The sequence below is a fragment of the Micromonospora coriariae genome, assembly GCF_900091455.1.
GTDB lineage: Bacteria > Actinomycetota > Actinomycetes > Mycobacteriales > Micromonosporaceae > Micromonospora > Micromonospora coriariae.
Genome location: NZ_LT607412.1, coordinates 3,549,132 through 3,564,261, shown reverse-complemented (window position 1 = coordinate 3,564,261; position 15,130 = coordinate 3,549,132). Strand labels below are relative to the sequence as shown.

Here is a 15,130-nt window from a genome sequence, read left to right as displayed (position 1 = left end):
TCTGCTGGATCACAGCACCGAGTGTGGCCGGCGCCACTGAACACCAAGATCAATTTTCGGGATGGAATACCCCTGAGCGGGGCATATCCGGACAGGTGGCACCCGACCCGTCGGCTGGCCACCCGGTCCCCGTACCTGTCCCGGCTCTGCCCGACACCAGTATTTCGAGGTCAAGTGCCCCCTCGACTGTGAAGGTCCGCCGTGCAGGAAGACAGCCCCGTCCAGAACGAGAACACCCCCGACACCGCCGCCGAGCGGCCGCAGCGCGCCGGCCGGCGGAACCGCCTGATCGTGCTCGGCGCGGCCGCCCTGGTGGCCCTCGGCCTGGGCGGCGTCGCCGTCGCCACCACCGGCCCGGACCGCCCGACGCCCACCGCCGTCTCCCTGGACGCGCAGTCCCGGGCCGAGGCCGCCAGCCGGGCGGACCGCTCCGCCCGCGAGCCGAACGCGCAGGTCTCCCCCTCGGCCAGCCCGACGGCCCCCACGGCGGCCAGCGTCAGCCCGGCGCCGACGAAGACGGCCACCGCGAAGCCGAAGCCCAAGCCGAAGAGAACCACCAAGCCGACGCCGGCCTGGGTCGACCCGATGCCGGGCGCCTCGGTCACGTCCTGCTACGGCCAGCGCTGGGGCACCCTGCACGCCGGTATCGACCTGGCGCTGCCCTCCGGCACGCCGATCCACGCCGCGGCCGCCGGCACGGTCGTCCAGGCCGGTGACGCCGCCGACGGGTACGGCAACTCCGTCTTCGTCGACCACGGCAACGGCTACCTGACCCACTACGCCCACCAGAGCCGCATCGCGGTCACCGTGGGTCAGAAGGTCAAGGCCGGCCAGGTGATCGGCTACGAGGGCGCCACGGGCGACGCCACCGGCCCGCACCTGCACTTCGAGGTGCACAAGGGCATGTGGAACCAGATCGACCCGGCGCCGTTCATGCGGGCCCACGGCGTCAACCTGGGCTGCTGAGCCGACGCACCCAACCTAAGGGAAATGGTGGCCTCCAGCGATGCGGAGGCCACCATTTCCCTTACCTAGTGCGGATCTGAGCGCCCGCGGTCCTCAGGGTCAGAGCTTGTCGATCGGGGCGTGGCGCAACACCAGCCACATGGTCTGGTCACCGAAGTCGATCTGCGCGCGGGCACCCGGGCCGTGCCCCTCGACGGCGACGACCCGCCCCAACCCGTACCGCTGGTGGTTGACCCGGTCACCGGCCGCCACCTTCGGCCCCTGCGGCAGCTCGCTGGCCGTGGTCAGGCGGCTGCCGTCGACACCGAGCCGCTTGGCCAGCTGCGCCGCCTTCGGCGTTCCCCCGCTGAAGGTCCCTCGCACGCCCGGCGCGCGGTCCGCGCGACCACCGACGCCGCCGCCCCCACCGGCCCACGAGGTGTACGACCCCTCGGTGCGCTCCCAGTGCACCAGCTCCGGCGGCAGCTCCTCCAGGAACCGCGACGGAGGGTTGTAGGCCGGCTGCCCCCAGGCCGAGCGGGTCACCGCCCGGGAGAGGTAGAGCCGCTGTCGGGCCCGGGTGATGCCGACGTACGCCAGCCGGCGCTCCTCCTCCAGCTCACGGGTGTCGCCCAGCGAACGCAGGTGCGGGAAGACGCCGTCCTCCAGCCCGGTCAGGAAGACCACCGGGAACTCCAGTCCCTTGGCGGTGTGCAGCGTCATCAGGGTGACGACGCCCTGATGGTCGGGATCGTCGGAGGGGATCTGGTCGGCGTCGGCGACCAGCGCGACCTGTTCCAGGAAGCCCGCCAGGGTGGCCCGTTCGCCCTCGGCGCCGGTCGCCTCGATCCGCTCGGTGTACTCCCGTGCGACGCTGACCAGCTCCTGGAGGTTGTCCACCCGGCCGGCGTCCTGCGGGTCCAGGCTCTCCTCCAGCTCGGTGAGGTAGCCGGAACGGGTCAGCAGCGCCTCCAGCACCTCCTCCGGAGTGCCGGTCTCGGCCAGCTCCCGGGCGCCGTCGAGCAGCGCCACGAAGTCGGCGATGCCGTTGGCCGCCCGGCTGGAGATGCCCGGCGCCTCGCGGGCCCGCCGCAGCGCCGCGCCGAAGGAGATCCGATCGCGGCTGGAGAGCGCCTCGACGCACGCCTCCGCTCGGTCGCCGATCCCCCGGCGCGGGGTGTTCAGCACCCGCCGCAGGCTCACCGTGTCGTCGTCGTTGACCACCGAACGCAGGTACGCGAGCGCGTCGCGGACCTCCTTGCGCTCGTAGAAGCGCACTCCGCCGACCACCTTGTAGGGCAGGCCGACCCGGATGAACACCTCCTCGAAGACCCGGGACTGGGCGTTGGTGCGGTAGAAGACGGCGACGTCGCCGGGGCGGGTCTCGTCGGCGTCGACCAGACGGTCGATCTCCCGGGCCGCCCAGTCCGCCTCGGCGTGCTCGGTGTCGGCCACGTAGCCGACGATCTGCTCGCCGGCGCCGGCCTCGCTCCACAGCCGCTTCGGCTTGCGCGAGGTGTTCCGGTCGATCACCGCGTTGGCCGCGTTCAGGATGGTCTGGGTGGAGCGGTAGTTCTGCTCCAGCAGGATCGTCCGCGCGTCGGTGAAGTCCCGCTCGAACTCCAGGATGTTGCGGATCGTCGCGCCCCGGAACGCGTAGATCGACTGGTCGGCGTCACCGACCACGCACAGCTCGGCCGGATCCAGCCCCGCGGTGCCGGAGACCAGCTCCTTGATCAGCGTGTACTGAGCGTGGTTGGTGTCCTGGTATTCGTCGACCAGCACGTGTCGGAACCGACGGCGGTAGCTCTCGGCCACGTGCGGATGGGACTGGAGCAGATGCACCGTGGTCATGATCAGGTCGTCGAAGTCCAGCGCGTGCGCCTCGCGCAGCCGCCGCTGGTAGAGCGTGTACGCCTCGGCGAGCGCCCGCTCGTTGGGCCCCTTGGCCCGTTCCGCGAACTGCTCCGGGTCGACCAGCTCGTTCTTCAGGTTGGAGACCTGGGCGGCCAACCCGCGCGCCGGATAGCGCTTCGGGTCGAGGTCCAGCTCGCGGGTGACCAGCTGCATCAGCCGGCGCGAGTCGTCCGCGTCGTAGATCGAGAACGTGGACTTGAGCCCGGCGTGCTCGTGCTCGGCGCGCAGGATCCGGACACACGCGGAGTGGAACGTCGACACCCACATCAGCCGGGCCCGCGGGCCGACCAGTGCGGCCACCCGCTCCTTCATCTCGCCGGCCGCCTTGTTGGTGAAGGTGATGGCGATGATCTCGCCGGGGTGCACGTCCCGCGCGGCGAGCAGGTAGGCGATCCGGTGGGTGAGCACCCGGGTCTTGCCGGACCCGGCGCCGGCGACGATCAACAGCGGCGAGCCGGCGTGGGTGACCGCGTCGCGCTGCGGCCCGTTCAGCCCGGCGAGCAGCTGCTGCGAATCGAGGCGGACGGCGGCCGGCCGGGGCCGGTCCGGACGGGCCGGCGCGGACTCCGGCGCAGGCGGGGACGCGGGAATGTCGAAGAGAGGATGCATCGCGCGACAAGTCTATGCCGCCGGCCAGACACTTCCCGACCGTGCGGTGGCGTCGCCGGCGCGCCCGCCCGCGCCGCGGAACGATGACGGTGGAGGCAACCTGGTGGTCACTCAGGGGCCCGCCTGCGGAATGCCGGAGCCCGGGAGGTGCCCTGTTGACACGGAATCCTTGCGCACGGGCGGGCGACATGGGCATACTCGACGGCGTGTTCGCTCAGCGCTACTACTTTTACTACGGCACCGGGAGTCCGGCAGCCGTAGGTCGCGCCTGATCGATCAGACCTGCGAAAGCCCCGGGCTCCTGGAGCCCGGGGCTTTTTCGTCCCGGGATCCGGGCACCGGGCACGACAGTGCGAGAGGTACCCGATGATGACAGACGTGGCGGAGCAGAGCGGCGGGCCGGTCCGGCCAGGGGCGGAGCAGCCCCCGGTCGACGGGAGCGAGCCCGTGGCGGGAATGGCGCCACCGGCCGAGGACGGCGGGCCGGGTGGGGCACGGACCGGCACCGCGGAGCCGGCCGCCGCCGCACGGATCGTGCAGATCAGGGAACGCATCGACGAGATCGACAACGCGTTGATCTCGCTCTGGCACGAGCGGGCCACGCTGTCCCAGGAGGTGGGGGCGACCCGGATGGCGTCCGGCGGGACGCGCCTGGTGCTCTCCCGGGAACGGGAGATCCTGGAGCGTTTCCGGGTCGCGCTCGGCGCCGACGGCACCCAACTGGCGTTGCTGCTGCTCCGGGCGGGGCGCGGCCCGCTGTGAGCCGCCCGGGCCGGCCATCCGGCTCGGTCGGCAGCCGCTCGCCGGCGCGCGCGGCGACCGGCCGACGCCACGGCTGGCCGGTGGCCGCCGGAGGAGGCAGCCCGGGTTCCCGGACAAACGAAACCGCCTGCCGTCGTCATGGTGACGTCGGCAGGCGGTTCCGGTGACTCAGGCGGCCTCGTGGCTCGCGACGATCTCGCGCTTCTCCGCGAAGTGGCAGGCGCTCGGGTGGTCCGAGCTGCGCCGGATCTCCAGCAGCGGGACCTGCTCGGCGCAGACGTCCTGCGCCTTCCAGCAGCGGGTCCGGAACCGGCAGCCCGAGGGCGGACTGATCGGCGACGGCACGTCACCGGTGAGCCGGATGATCGTCTTGTTGTGCCGCTGGGTCGGGTCCGGCACCGGCACCGCCGACAGCAGTGCCTGGGTGTACGGGTGGGTCGGCCGCTCGTAGATCTCGTCCTCGGTGCCGATCTCAACGATCTTGCCGAGGTACATCACCGCGACGCGGTCCGAGAGGTGGCGGACCACCGACAGGTCATGCGCGATGAAGACGTACGAGAGCCCGAACTCGCCCTGGAGCTGCTCCAGCAGGTTCATCACCTGGGCCTGGATGGAGACGTCCAGCGCCGACACCGGCTCGTCGCAGACGATCACCTCGGGCCGCAGCGCGAGCGCCCGGGCGATGCCGATGCGCTGACGCTGACCGCCGGAGAACTGGTGCGGGTACCGGTTGATGTGCTCCGGGTTGAGCCCGACCAGGTCGAGCAGCTCCCTGACCTTCGCCCGACGGCTGCCCTTCGGCGCCACCTCCGGGTGGATCTCGAACGGCTCACCGAGCAGGTCACCGACGGTCATCCGCGGGTTCAGCGAGGTGTACGGGTCCTGCATCACCAGCTGGATCTGCCGGCGGAGGCGCCGCAGCGCCCCGCCGGAGAGCTTGGAGATGTCCTGGCCCTTGTAGACCACGCTGCCGGCGGTCGGCCGCTCCAGGTTCATCAGCACGCGGGCGAGGGTCGACTTGCCGCAGCCGGACTCGCCGACCACGCCCAGGGTCTCACCGGCACCCAGACCGAACGAGACCCCGTCGACCGCCTTGACCTGACCGACGGTCTTCTTGAACACCACGCCCTGGGTGACGGGGTAGTGCTTGACCAGGTCACGGACCTCGATGATGTTCTCAGACACGGTTCACCAGCTCCTCGGCGAAGTGGCAGGCGCTGGCCCGTGCGGTGCCCACCTGCAGCAGCGGCGGGAGCTTCTCCCGGCACACCGGCTGAGCCATGGGACAGCGCGGGTTGAACGGGCAGCCCGGCGGGATGTTCATCAGGTTCGGCGGGAGGCCCTTGATCGTCCGGAGCTGCTGCCCCTTCTCGTCCAGCCGCGGAATCGAGTCGATCAGGCCCAACGTGTACGGGTGCGCCGGCTTGGCGTACAGGTCGTACACGTCGGCTTCCTCGACGATCCGGCCCGCGTACATGACCGCGATCCGGTCCGCGACGTCGGCGACCACACCGAGGTCGTGGGTGATCAGGATCATGCCCATCTGCCGTTCACGCTGAAGCTCGGCGAGCAGGTCCATGATCTGGGCCTGCACGGTCACGTCGAGCGCGGTGGTCGGCTCGTCCGCGATCAGCACCTCCGGGTCGAGCGCCAGCGACATCGCGATCATGGCGCGCTGCCGCATACCGCCGGAGAACTGGTGCGGATAGTTGCTGAACCGGCCCTTGGCGTTCGGGATCTTGACCTGGTCGAGCATCTCGATGGCGCGCTTCTTGGACTCCGCGCGACCCATGCCCCGCCGGACCCGGAACTGCTCGGCGATCTGGAACCCGACGGTGAAGACCGGGTTCAGCGCGGAGAGCGCGTCCTGGAAGATCATCGCGATGCCCTCGCCGCGGATGCGGCGGCGCTCCTCGTTGGACATGTGGAGCATGTCCTTGCCGTGGAAGCGGACCTGCCCACCGGTGACGAAGCCGGGCGGGGTGTCGAGGATGCCCATGATGGTCTGCGCCGTGACGCTCTTACCGGAGCCGGACTCGCCGAGCACGGCGAGGGTCTCCCCCGCGTCGACGTGGTACGTGACCCCGTTGATGACCTTGGCGACGCCGTCCCGGGTACGGAACTCCACCCGCAGGTCGTCGACCTCGAGCAGCCGGCCGGAGGGACGTCCGGAGCCGCCGGTTCCCGGCGCGGACTGCTCGGACACGAGAATGTCGGACAACTGGATCTCCCCTAGCGGAGTTTCGGATCGAGGGCCTCGCGGACCGCCTCACCGAGCATCACGAAGCTCAGCACGGCGGTGACGAGGAACGCGGCGGGGAAGAACACCAGCCCCGGCGCGACCCGGATGAACTGCTGCCCGTCGCTGATCATGATGCCCCAGGACACCACCGGCGACTTCAGGCCGACGCCCAGGAACGACAGGGTGGCCTCGGCGCCGATGAACGAGCCGACCATGATCGTGCCGTAGACCAGCAGCGGCGCCAGGCAGTTCGGCAGCAGGTGCTTGAGGATGATCCGGCCGGTGCCGGCACCCAGCGCCCGAGCCGCGACGATGTAGTCGGCCTCCTTGGTGGCCAGCACCGAGGAACGCATCAGCCGCATCACGACCGGCCAACTCAGCACCATCAGGGAGGCGATCACCAGGCCCATGATCTGGGCCTTGCTGTTGCCGGAGTTCGAGCCGTTGAACGTGGTCAGGATGACGATCGCGCCGAGCACGAAGGGCAGGCCGAAGAAGACATCGGCGATCCGGCTGAGCAGAGCGTCCACCCAGCCACCTCGGTAGCCGGCGATGATGCCCATCGCACCGCCGACCAGCAGGGTGCCGAGCACGGAGAGCACGGCGACCACGATGGAGGCACGCGCGCCGTAGATGACCCGGGCGTAGACGTCCCGACCCTGCACGTCGTAACCGAACCAGCCATCGGCGGACGGCTTGTTGAGGCTCCGGGACAGCGTGCCGTTGACCGCGTCGCCCGGGGCGAACAGCGCCGGGAAGGCCGCCATCAGCAGGAAGACCACGATCAGCGTGGCCGAGATCCAGAACAGCGGCTTGCGCCGCAGGTCCCGCCAGGCGTCGCCGAGCAGGCCGCGCGGCTTCTCGTTGCTCTGCGGCACGCCCGCCGCGGCGGGGGTGCCGGCGTCGGTGGGCTGCGCGGGAGGGGTGCTGACGATCGATGCGGTGCTCGGGTCACTCATAGCGGATCCTTGGGTCCAGGGCGGCGTAGAGCAGGTCAACCAGCAGGTTCATCAGGAGATAAACCAGCACCAGGACGACCACGATCCCTACCACGGTAGCGCTTTCCTTGGTGACGATCGCGCGGAAGACCTGGCGGCCGATTCCGTTGATGCCGAAGATGCCCTCGGTGACGATCGCGCCGCCCATCAGGGCACCGAGGTCGGTGCCGAGCAGGGTGACCACCGGGATGAGCGAGTTGCGCAGCAGGTGCACGCCCACCACCCGGCGCATCGGGAGGCCCTTGGCGATGGCGGTACGCACGTAGTCGGCGCGGCGGTTCTCCGCGATGCTCGTTCTTGCCACCCGGGCGATGTACGCCACTGACGCGCTACCGAGCACGAAGCCCGGCACGATCAGTTCGGAGAGCCGCATCTCGGAGGAGACGGTCGGCTTGATGATGCCCCACTGCACGCCCAGCAGCCACTGAAGCACGAAGCCGACGACGAAGACCGGCAGCGCGATCAGGAACAGCGTGGAGACCAGGACCAGGTTGTCCAGGAACCCGTTGCGCCGCAGACCGGTAAGCACGCCGGCGCCGAGGCCGATCACGGCCTCGATGCTGAGCGCCACCAGGGCCAGCTTCAGCGTGTTCGGGTACGACGTCAGGATGATGTCACTGATCTCGCGCTGCGAGAACGTCTGACCGAAGTCACCCTGGAGCAGGTTCTTCATGTAGTTCGCGTACTGCACGAAGACGTTCTGGTCCAGGTGGTACTTCTCGGTCATGAAGGCGATGTACTGGTCCGGGCAGCGGCGGTCACCGCACTTGCCGGCGAACGGATCGCCCGGAACGGCCCAGACGAGGGCGTAGATCATGAACGTCGTACCGATGAAGACCGGCACGAGTTGGAGCAGCCGTCTCAACAGATAACGGCCCATGGGGTGGTCCTCCAGACAGGGGGCGCGTCGGACGGCCGACACGGTGGCGACAACGTGGCGAGTGGATGTTGTAACACTCACTCGCGGAACGGCCCCGGGTCGGACTCACCTGATGTGGCGAGCCCGACCCGGGGTCAGACCGTTCGGATCAGAGCTCGACCGAGGTGATGTCGAGTTCGCCGACGTTGTTCAGCTCGAGCTTCTTGACCTTCTCCGAGTGGCCGGACTGCTGGCCGTAGAAGTAGACCGGGATGCTCGGGACGTCCTGGTCGACCAGCTCGACCGCCTTGGCGAACTGCTCGTGCGAGGCCTCCAGGCTCGGTGCGGCGCCAGCGGCCTTGGCCAGGGCGTCGACCTGCGGGTTGCTGTAGAGGCCGTCGTTCGAGGAGCCACCAGTCACGTAGAGCGGGTTGATCCAGTTCTCCACGTCCGGGTAGTCCTGCTGCCAGGCGGCGCGGTACGGGCCGGTCATCTTGTGCGCGTTGACCTGCTGGCGGAAGACCGCGAAGGTCGGCATGCCCTCGGCGCGAGCCTCGATGCCGAGGTTGGTCTTGACCTGCTGCGCAACGGCGTCCATCCAGTCCTTGTGGCTGGAGTCCGTGTTGTAGTAGAAGACCATCTCGCCCGTGAAGCCACCGGCCTCGGCCAGCAGCCGCTGGGCCTCGGCCTTGTCGAACTTGCAGGCGGTGCAGTTACCCGGCTTGGCGCCCGGGGTCAGCGGGTTCGCCCAGCTGTCGGCCGGCTTGCGGGTACCGAAGAAGATCTTGTCGGTGATCTCCTGGCGGTCGATCGACAGCGACACGGCACGACGCAGCTTCGGGTTCTGGAAGCGCTTGTCGTAGATCGGGAACGCGATCAGACCGGTCGTCGGCGTGGTGGTCGAAAGGCCCCGCTCACCGAGGTCGGTCTTCCACTTGTCACCGGCGAGCGCCGAGGTGGGGATCGACTCCAGGAAGTCCAGGTTGTTGGCCAGCAGGTCGTTGTAGGCCGCCGTCTCGTCCTGGTAGAGCTTGACGTCGACGTCCTTGACCTTCATCGTGTCGCGCAGGTTGTAGTCGTCGAAGCGCGTCAGCTTGATGAGGACGTTGTCGTCCCACGACACGAACTTCACCGGGCCGTTGCCGATCGGGTTCTTGCCGAACTCCTCGGGCTTCTGGGTGAAGAACACGTCCGGCAGCGGCATGAAGGCGCTGTAGCCGAGCTTGGTCGGGAAGACCGCGGTCGGGGCCGCCAGGGTGACCTCGAAGGTCTGGTCGTCGATGACCTTCAGGCCGGACAGCTTCTCGGCCGTCGGCGCCGGAGCCTTCTTCGGGCCCTCGCCGTCCGGGTCCGACGTGTAGGTCTTGTCGAAGCCCGCGATGTCCGAGAAGAAGGAGCCGTTCTGCGCGCCGTTCGGCGAGTAGGCGGCCCAGTTCCAGGCGTCGACGAAGTTCTTCGCCTTCACCTCGGTACCGTCGTGGAACTTGGTACCCTTCTTGATCTTGATCGTGAAGACCTTGGAGTCCGTGGTGTTGATGGACTCCGCCAGCGCGTTGCGCGGGGCCCCACCGTCGTTCGGGTACTCGACCAGGCCGGTCCACATCCAGTCGATGATCTTGCCGCCGCCGGTCTCCGTCGTGTTCGACGGGACCAGCGGGTTCTCCGGCTGGACGCCGTGGATAACGATCGAGCCGTCCTTGCTGGCGGCGGCGTCGCCGTCGCCGTCACCGCTCGAGCAACCGCTCGCGACAAGCGCGGCAGCCGCGCTGAGCGCGATCGCGCTCGTCGCCCGCTTCGAGACTCTCATTCCGAGGGGCCTCCTCTTTCTAAACCTGGTTCCGTCGTGGGTTTCACGCACGTCTGGGGGTGACACCGCCCGACCACCCCGGGGCGCGGGTCGCCGGGTTCACAGGGAAGCTGGAGACACCCCTGATGTTCCGATCCGCCGGGCTCCCCCACCCGACGAGGTACGACCCGGCGCAGGCGACACAGCCACGAACCGGCCGCGAAACGCGGAGGTCGTGGTCGTGGGCCGTACGGAGTGCCGCACACCGAGGGTGAGGTGCTGCCACTGTGACACTCACCGGCCGCTTCCGTGAAGGTGCCGTTATCAAGCCGTTAGTTGCCCGCCGCGTTGCCGATACTTGAAAAACGATCACAAACTGGTCGGGTCGGACAGCCCTGAGCAGGAAATACGTGGCCCAGCCGGACACCGGCGCCCGGCGCAGACTCGGGTGCTGTGAGCTCCCCCGCGTCCGCTCCGGTGCCGTCCGACGTCCGGCGCACGCTGGCCGTCTCTGCCCATCCGGACGATGTCGACTTCGGCTGCACAGGCACGATTGCCGGCTGGGTGGACGAGGGCGTCGAGGCGGCTTGTCTGATCATCACCCGGGGCGACGCCGGCGGCCCCGCCCCGGATCACGCCGTCGACCTCACCAGGTCACACGAGCCGGCGGTCCGCCGCCCAGCGCGAGAGTTCGTAGCGGTTGGACATCTGGAGCTTGCGCAGCACGTTCGACACGTGCGTCTCCACAGTCTTGATGGAGATGAACAGCTCCTTCGCGATCTCCTTGTACGCGTACCCCCGAGCGAGCAGCCTCAGCACCTCCCGCTCCCGGTTGGTGAGCTGGTCCAGCTCCGGGTCGGCCACCGGGGCGTCCGGGCGGGCCGCGAAGGCGTCCAGCACGAACCCGGCCAGCCGAGGGCTGAACACCGCGTCGCCGTCGGCGACGCGACGGATCGCCGCCGCCAGCTCGTCCGGCGAGATGGTCTTGGTGACGTAACCACGGGCGCCGGCGCGGATCAGCCCGATCACGTCCTCCGCCGCGTCGGAGACGCTCAGCGCCAGGAACTTGACCTGCGGATGGCTGCGCCGCATCGCCTCCAGCACCGCGCGTCCGCCACCGTCGGGCATGTGCACGTCGAGCAGCACAACGTCCGGTCCGGTCGCGGCGATCCGGGTGACCGCCTCGGCCACCGTGCTCGCCTCGCCCACCACCTCGACGTGGGCGCCCAACTCCGCGCGTACCCCGGCCCGGAACATCGCGTGGTCATCCACCAGGAACACCCGCAGCCGCTCGGGGCGGGCGTCCGCCGGATCGAGGTGCTCCATCGACTGCTCGGCCATGGTCATCTGTTCCTCTCCGCTGCGGACGAGTCCCGGGAGATCGGCAGGATCAACCGGACCTCGGTCCCCTCCCCCGGGCCGGACCGGATCTCGGCCCGTCCGCCGTGCCGCTTCATCCGCCCGATGATCGAGCCGCGTACGCCGTGCCGGTGGTCCTCCACGGTATCCGGGTCGAAGCCCGCTCCCCGGTCCCGGACGAAGACGCTGACCTGATCGGGCTCGACCTCGGCGTAGAGGGACACGGTCTGCACCCCCGCGTGCCGGGCCGCGTTCACCAGCGCCTCCCGCGCGGCGGCGACCAGCGCGCCGACCCGTTCGTCGGTCTCCCGGTCGCCGACCACCACCGCCTCCACCGTGATCGCGAAGGTGTCCTCGACCTCGGCCGCGGCCTGCTCGAGCGCGGCCGCGAGCCGCTCGTTCGGCGAGGCGGTGGGCTTGTAGAGCCAGTTGCGCAGCGAACGTTCCTGCCCCCGGGCCAGCCGCTGCACCGTCTTGACGTCACCGGCGTTGCGCTGGATCAGGGCCAACGTGTGCAGCACCTGGTCGTGCACCATCGCAGCCAGCTCGGCCCGCTCCTGCTCGCGGATGCGCCCCTCGCGCTCGGAGCGGAGCTGGCTGTACGTACGCCAGAGCACCGGCGCGGCGACCACACCGACCCCGGCCAGCCCGACCAGCGCGAAGATGACGCCGTTGATCACCGCGTCGAAGTTCTGCGCCGGCGAGTAGACCGCCGCGACGCCGATGATGCCGACAGCGACCAGCACCCCGCCGCCGATGAACCGCAGCACGAAGGCTCGCCGGTCACTCTCCTCGACCACCGCGCCGAGCCAGGGCACCGGCATCGTGTCGCCCCACCGCCGCCGCCGCTCGGGCGCGGACTGGTGCCAGATGACCCCGGCGCCGACCGCGATGATGGCCACCAGCCAGCCGGCGGTGCCCGCCGCGCCGACCGAGTCGAAGACCATCACCTGGATCAGCAGGACGCCGAGCCCGATCCCCACGAACGGCAGGAGCTGGGCCACGTCCCGCCGGGGCGGCACCGCGGTGTCACCGGGCCGCAGCGGCACCACCGCCCAGAAGGCCGCGTAGAGCAGCAGGCCGAGCCCGCTCAGGCCGAGCAGCACCATGAACGCGACCCGCACCCGCAGCACCGAAATGCCGAGGTGGTCGGCGATGCCGGCGGCGACGCCGGCGGCCATCCGGTGCTCGGGGGCGCGGTAGAGGCGCGGCGGCGGGGTCACGATGCTGATCGGAGGCTCCCTGGTCACGGTGGCGGGTCGGGCGAGGTTGGTGGATCCGATCGTCACACGCTGCGGCGTACCGCGACCACGGGGACGCCCCCGACATTCCGGCCGCCCGGATCTCAGGGTGGGGTCAGGGTCGGGTCCTGAGGTCGCTCGGGCCCACCTGGCAGCAGGATCGAGGCATGACCGAGGAAGCTGCCCCGCCGCCCCGACCCGGGTCGGCACAGCCGGGCGGTTCATCACCGCCCTCACCAGCCGCGACACCCGCCGGCTGGGCCGAGCCCACCCCGTTCGGCCCGCCCACCGGCGCCACCACCGGCTTCGACGCCGGTCCGGCCGCCGACCCCACACCGGGCGCTCCGGGCAGCGGCTACGAGCCCGGCGGCGCGGGCTACGCGCCCGGCACCGGCTACGCGCCCGGCACCGGCTACGGGTCGGGCGGGCCCGGGGGCACGCCACCCGGGCCGGGTGGTCCCGGGCCGTCGGCACCGCCGCTGGGCGGCGCCGGCTTCACCTCGCGGTACGGGCTGGTCCGGCCGCGTGACGGGCGCTACCTGGCCGGGGTCTGCGCGGCCATCGGACGAGCCACCAACACCGATCCGGTGCTCTGGCGGGTGCTGCTCGCGGTGCTCGGGTTCTTCGGCGGCATCGGCATCCTGGTGTACGTCGCCGCCTGGCTGATCATCCCCAACGAGGGCGACACCGCGTCCCCCGTGGAGTCCATGCTCGGGCGTGGCCGGTCCAGCATGTCGCCGGTGACCGTGATCATCCTGGGCATCCTCGTCGCGGCCAGCTTCGGCTACATCGTCACCGACGCCTTCCGCGCGGTGCTGCTCGGCGCGGCCATCCTGATCGGCGGTGCGCTCCTGCTCAACCGGGACAACCGAGGGCCACAGCCCGGCGTCCCCGGTGCGGCGGCGCCCTCCGGACCGATGGGTACGCCACCCGGGCCCGTCCCGCCGGTCGCCTGGCCGGCGCCGGCCTCCGGCGCCGTGCCGCCCACCGGCCCGCTGGCGACCGCACCGCTGGCCGGCGGCGATCCGGCGTACGCCGGCGCCTCCCCGAGTGGGGCGCCGACCCCGCACGCCCCGGTGTACGGCGCGCCGGCCGCCTCCGCCCCGGTCACCAGCGCACAGCCGGTGTCCGGAGTGGGACCGGTGTCCGGAGACCCGACCGCCACGACGGCGCCGCAGGCCGCCTGGCCGGCACCACCGGCCGCCACGCCGGGCTGGCCGAGCACCGGCACGCCCAGCGGAGGCTGGCCGTCGGCGCCGGTGACCGGTGCGCCCGCTGCCGGCTACCCGGCCACGCCACCGTCACCGTCCGGATACCGCCCTCCGTTCGCGCCGCACGGGCCGTACGCCTCACCGGCCGCGTACCCCCCGCCCAAGCCGCCGAAGCCACCGAAGCCGCCGAAGCGACCCCGGGAGCGGTCGCCACTCGGCGCGGTGACCTTCTCGCTGATCTTTCTTGCCCTCGGCGTCGTCGCCCTGCTCGACCTGCTGGACGTCTTCGACGTCGGCGCGTCGGCGTACTTCGCCGCCGCGTTGGCCACGATCGCGCTGGGGCTGCTGGTCGGCACCTGGTTCGGCCGGGCCCGCTGGCTGATCGCGCTCGGCCTGGTGACCGCCGCCGCGTTGGGAACGGCCACGGTGGCCGAGTCGTACGACCGGATCCGCGGTGTCGACGGCGCGGTCACCTGGGCGCCCACCGACATCCGCGACCTCGCCGACCGGTACGAGAACAGCTTCGGTGACGCCGTGCTCGACCTACGCGGTATCGACTTCGCCAAGCGGGACAGCCAGGTGACCGTGGCGATCAACTTCGGCCAGGCGACAGTGGTCGTGCCCCCGAACGTGGACGTCACCACTGTGGCGGACGTCAACGCGGGCGACGCCACCATCTTCGGCAACCGGTCCGGCGGGCTGGACGGGCGCCTGCGGGAGTCCACCGACCTCGGCGCGGACGGGCCCGGGGGCGGGACACTGCGCCTGTACATCCACGTCAATGCCGGCAACCTGGAGGTGACCCGGTGAAGGCTCACCGTACGGATCTGGTGTCGTTCGCCTTCGGGTTGGTGTTCCTGGGGCTGTCCGCCTGGTGGCTGCTCGCCCAACTACTCGGGCTCGCACTGCCGCCGGTCGGCTGGTTCCTCGCCGGCGCACTGATCCTGATCGGGGTCTTCGGGCTGGTCGGCGCACTGCGCTCCAGCCGTCCGGTCCACGCGGAACCGACCGCTCAGGACGCCGTCACCACCGATTCCGCCGTGCCGGTCTCCGGTGCGTCCGCGCCGATCTCCGGCGCGGGCCTGCCGTCCTGGGACGCCGAACGCTCCACCTGGGACGCTCCTTCGGTGGGACCGACGCCGGAGACGCCGACCACCGAGGTGCGGGCACCGGAGACGCCGACCGCTGAGGTGATCCACCC

The 15,130-nt window shown here is 70.7% G+C and carries 11 protein-coding genes and 2 pseudogenes; 5 read left to right on the top strand and 8 right to left on the bottom strand.

The window, feature by feature from the left end; translation table 11 throughout:
• Positions 1-201 precede the first annotated feature (201 nt).
• Complete coding sequence (locus GA0070607_RS16725) at positions 202-966, top strand: M23 family metallopeptidase (protein ID WP_089019036.1); 765 nt, start codon at positions 202-204, stop codon at positions 964-966.
• A 99-nt stretch (positions 967-1,065) separates the two neighbouring features.
• Here GA0070607_RS16725 and pcrA read toward each other — a convergent pair whose 3' ends face one another.
• Entirely contained in the window at positions 1,066-3,471 is a 2,406-nt protein-coding gene (pcrA, locus tag GA0070607_RS16720) for a DNA helicase PcrA (protein ID WP_089019035.1), read from the bottom strand.
• 456 nt (positions 3,472-3,927) lie between these two features.
• Here pcrA and GA0070607_RS16715 point away from each other — a divergent pair, with 456 nt between their 5' ends.
• A complete protein-coding gene (locus GA0070607_RS16715) occupies positions 3,928-4,233 on the top strand; it encodes a chorismate mutase (protein ID WP_089021892.1) in 306 nt (101 codons plus the stop codon).
• Between the two features lie 168 nt (positions 4,234-4,401).
• Here the strand turns inward: GA0070607_RS16715 and GA0070607_RS16710 are convergent, their stop codons facing one another.
• The 5 genes from GA0070607_RS16710 to GA0070607_RS16690 all read right to left on the bottom strand — a co-directional run bounded on the left by GA0070607_RS16710 (position 4,402) and on the right by GA0070607_RS16690 (position 10,139).
• Positions 4,402-5,418 carry an ABC transporter ATP-binding protein gene (locus GA0070607_RS16710; RefSeq protein ID WP_089019034.1) on the bottom strand — a complete coding sequence of 339 codons (1,017 nt, stop codon included), beginning with the start codon at positions 5,416-5,418 and terminating at the stop codon, positions 4,402-4,404.
• Positions 5,411-6,439, bottom strand: coding sequence for an ABC transporter ATP-binding protein (locus GA0070607_RS16705; RefSeq protein WP_089019033.1), 1,029 nt, complete (start codon positions 6,437-6,439; stop codon positions 5,411-5,413). Before GA0070607_RS16705 ends, GA0070607_RS16710 begins: the two co-directional genes overlap by 8 nt.
• Before the next feature lie 26 nt (positions 6,440-6,465).
• Entirely contained in the window at positions 6,466-7,434 is a 969-nt protein-coding gene (locus tag GA0070607_RS16700) for an ABC transporter permease (protein ID WP_089019032.1), read from the bottom strand.
• On the bottom strand, positions 7,427-8,353 hold the full coding sequence (locus GA0070607_RS16695; RefSeq protein ID WP_089019031.1) for an ABC transporter permease: 927 nt from the start codon (positions 8,351-8,353) through the stop codon (positions 7,427-7,429). Before GA0070607_RS16695 ends, GA0070607_RS16700 begins: the two co-directional genes overlap by 8 nt.
• Before the next feature lie 148 nt (positions 8,354-8,501).
• Positions 8,502-10,139 carry a peptide ABC transporter substrate-binding protein gene (locus GA0070607_RS16690; RefSeq protein ID WP_089019030.1) on the bottom strand — a complete coding sequence of 546 codons (1,638 nt, stop codon included), beginning with the start codon at positions 10,137-10,139 and terminating at the stop codon, positions 8,502-8,504.
• Positions 10,140-10,571: 432 nt separating this feature from the next.
• On the opposite strand from GA0070607_RS16690, the pseudogene GA0070607_RS33410 reads away from it, so the two are divergent.
• A pseudogene (locus GA0070607_RS33410) lies at positions 10,572-10,775 on the top strand (PIG-L deacetylase family protein); the annotation flags it as partial.
• On the opposite strand, the gene GA0070607_RS16680 reads toward GA0070607_RS33410, so the two are convergent.
• A complete protein-coding gene (locus tag GA0070607_RS16680) occupies positions 10,773-11,459 on the bottom strand; it encodes a response regulator (protein ID WP_172899192.1) in 687 nt (228 codons plus the stop codon). The pseudogene GA0070607_RS33410 and the gene GA0070607_RS16680 overlap by 3 nt on opposite strands.
• Positions 11,460-11,461: 2 nt before the next feature.
• Complete coding sequence (locus GA0070607_RS16675) at positions 11,462-12,727, bottom strand: ATP-binding protein (protein WP_089021890.1); 1,266 nt, start codon at positions 12,725-12,727, stop codon at positions 11,462-11,464.
• A gap of 158 nt (positions 12,728-12,885) precedes the next feature.
• Here GA0070607_RS16675 and GA0070607_RS16670 point away from each other — a divergent pair, with 158 nt between their 5' ends.
• Both GA0070607_RS16670 and GA0070607_RS16665 read left to right on the top strand, forming a co-directional pair.
• Positions 12,886-14,739: a PspC domain-containing protein gene (locus GA0070607_RS16670; RefSeq protein WP_231929962.1), complete on the top strand. Its 1,854-nt coding sequence runs from the start codon at positions 12,886-12,888 to the stop codon at positions 14,737-14,739.
• A pseudogene (locus GA0070607_RS16665) lies at positions 14,736-14,918 on the top strand (hypothetical protein); the annotation flags it as partial. The gene GA0070607_RS16670 and the pseudogene GA0070607_RS16665, both read left to right, overlap by 4 nt.
• Between the last annotated feature and the right edge of the window lie 212 nt (positions 14,919-15,130).

Coding starts and splice junctions, on each gene's coding strand:
- pcrA (WP_089019035.1), bottom strand. CDS start 3,471: ATGCATCCTCTCTTCGACATTCCCGCGTCCCCGCCTGCGCCGGAGTCC.
- GA0070607_RS16715 (WP_089021892.1), top strand. CDS start 3,928: ATGGCGCCACCGGCCGAGGACGGCGGGCCGGGTGGGGCACGGACCGGC.
- GA0070607_RS16700 (WP_089019032.1), bottom strand. CDS start 7,434: ATGAGTGACCCGAGCACCGCATCGATCGTCAGCACCCCTCCCGCGCAG.
- GA0070607_RS16695 (WP_089019031.1), bottom strand. CDS start 8,353: ATGGGCCGTTATCTGTTGAGACGGCTGCTCCAACTCGTGCCGGTCTTC.
- GA0070607_RS16690 (WP_089019030.1), bottom strand. CDS start 10,139: ATGAGAGTCTCGAAGCGGGCGACGAGCGCGATCGCGCTCAGCGCGGCT.
- GA0070607_RS16680 (WP_172899192.1), bottom strand. CDS start 11,459: ATGGCCGAGCAGTCGATGGAGCACCTCGATCCGGCGGACGCCCGCCCC.
- GA0070607_RS16670 (WP_231929962.1), top strand. CDS start 12,886: ATGACCGAGGAAGCTGCCCCGCCGCCCCGACCCGGGTCGGCACAGCCG.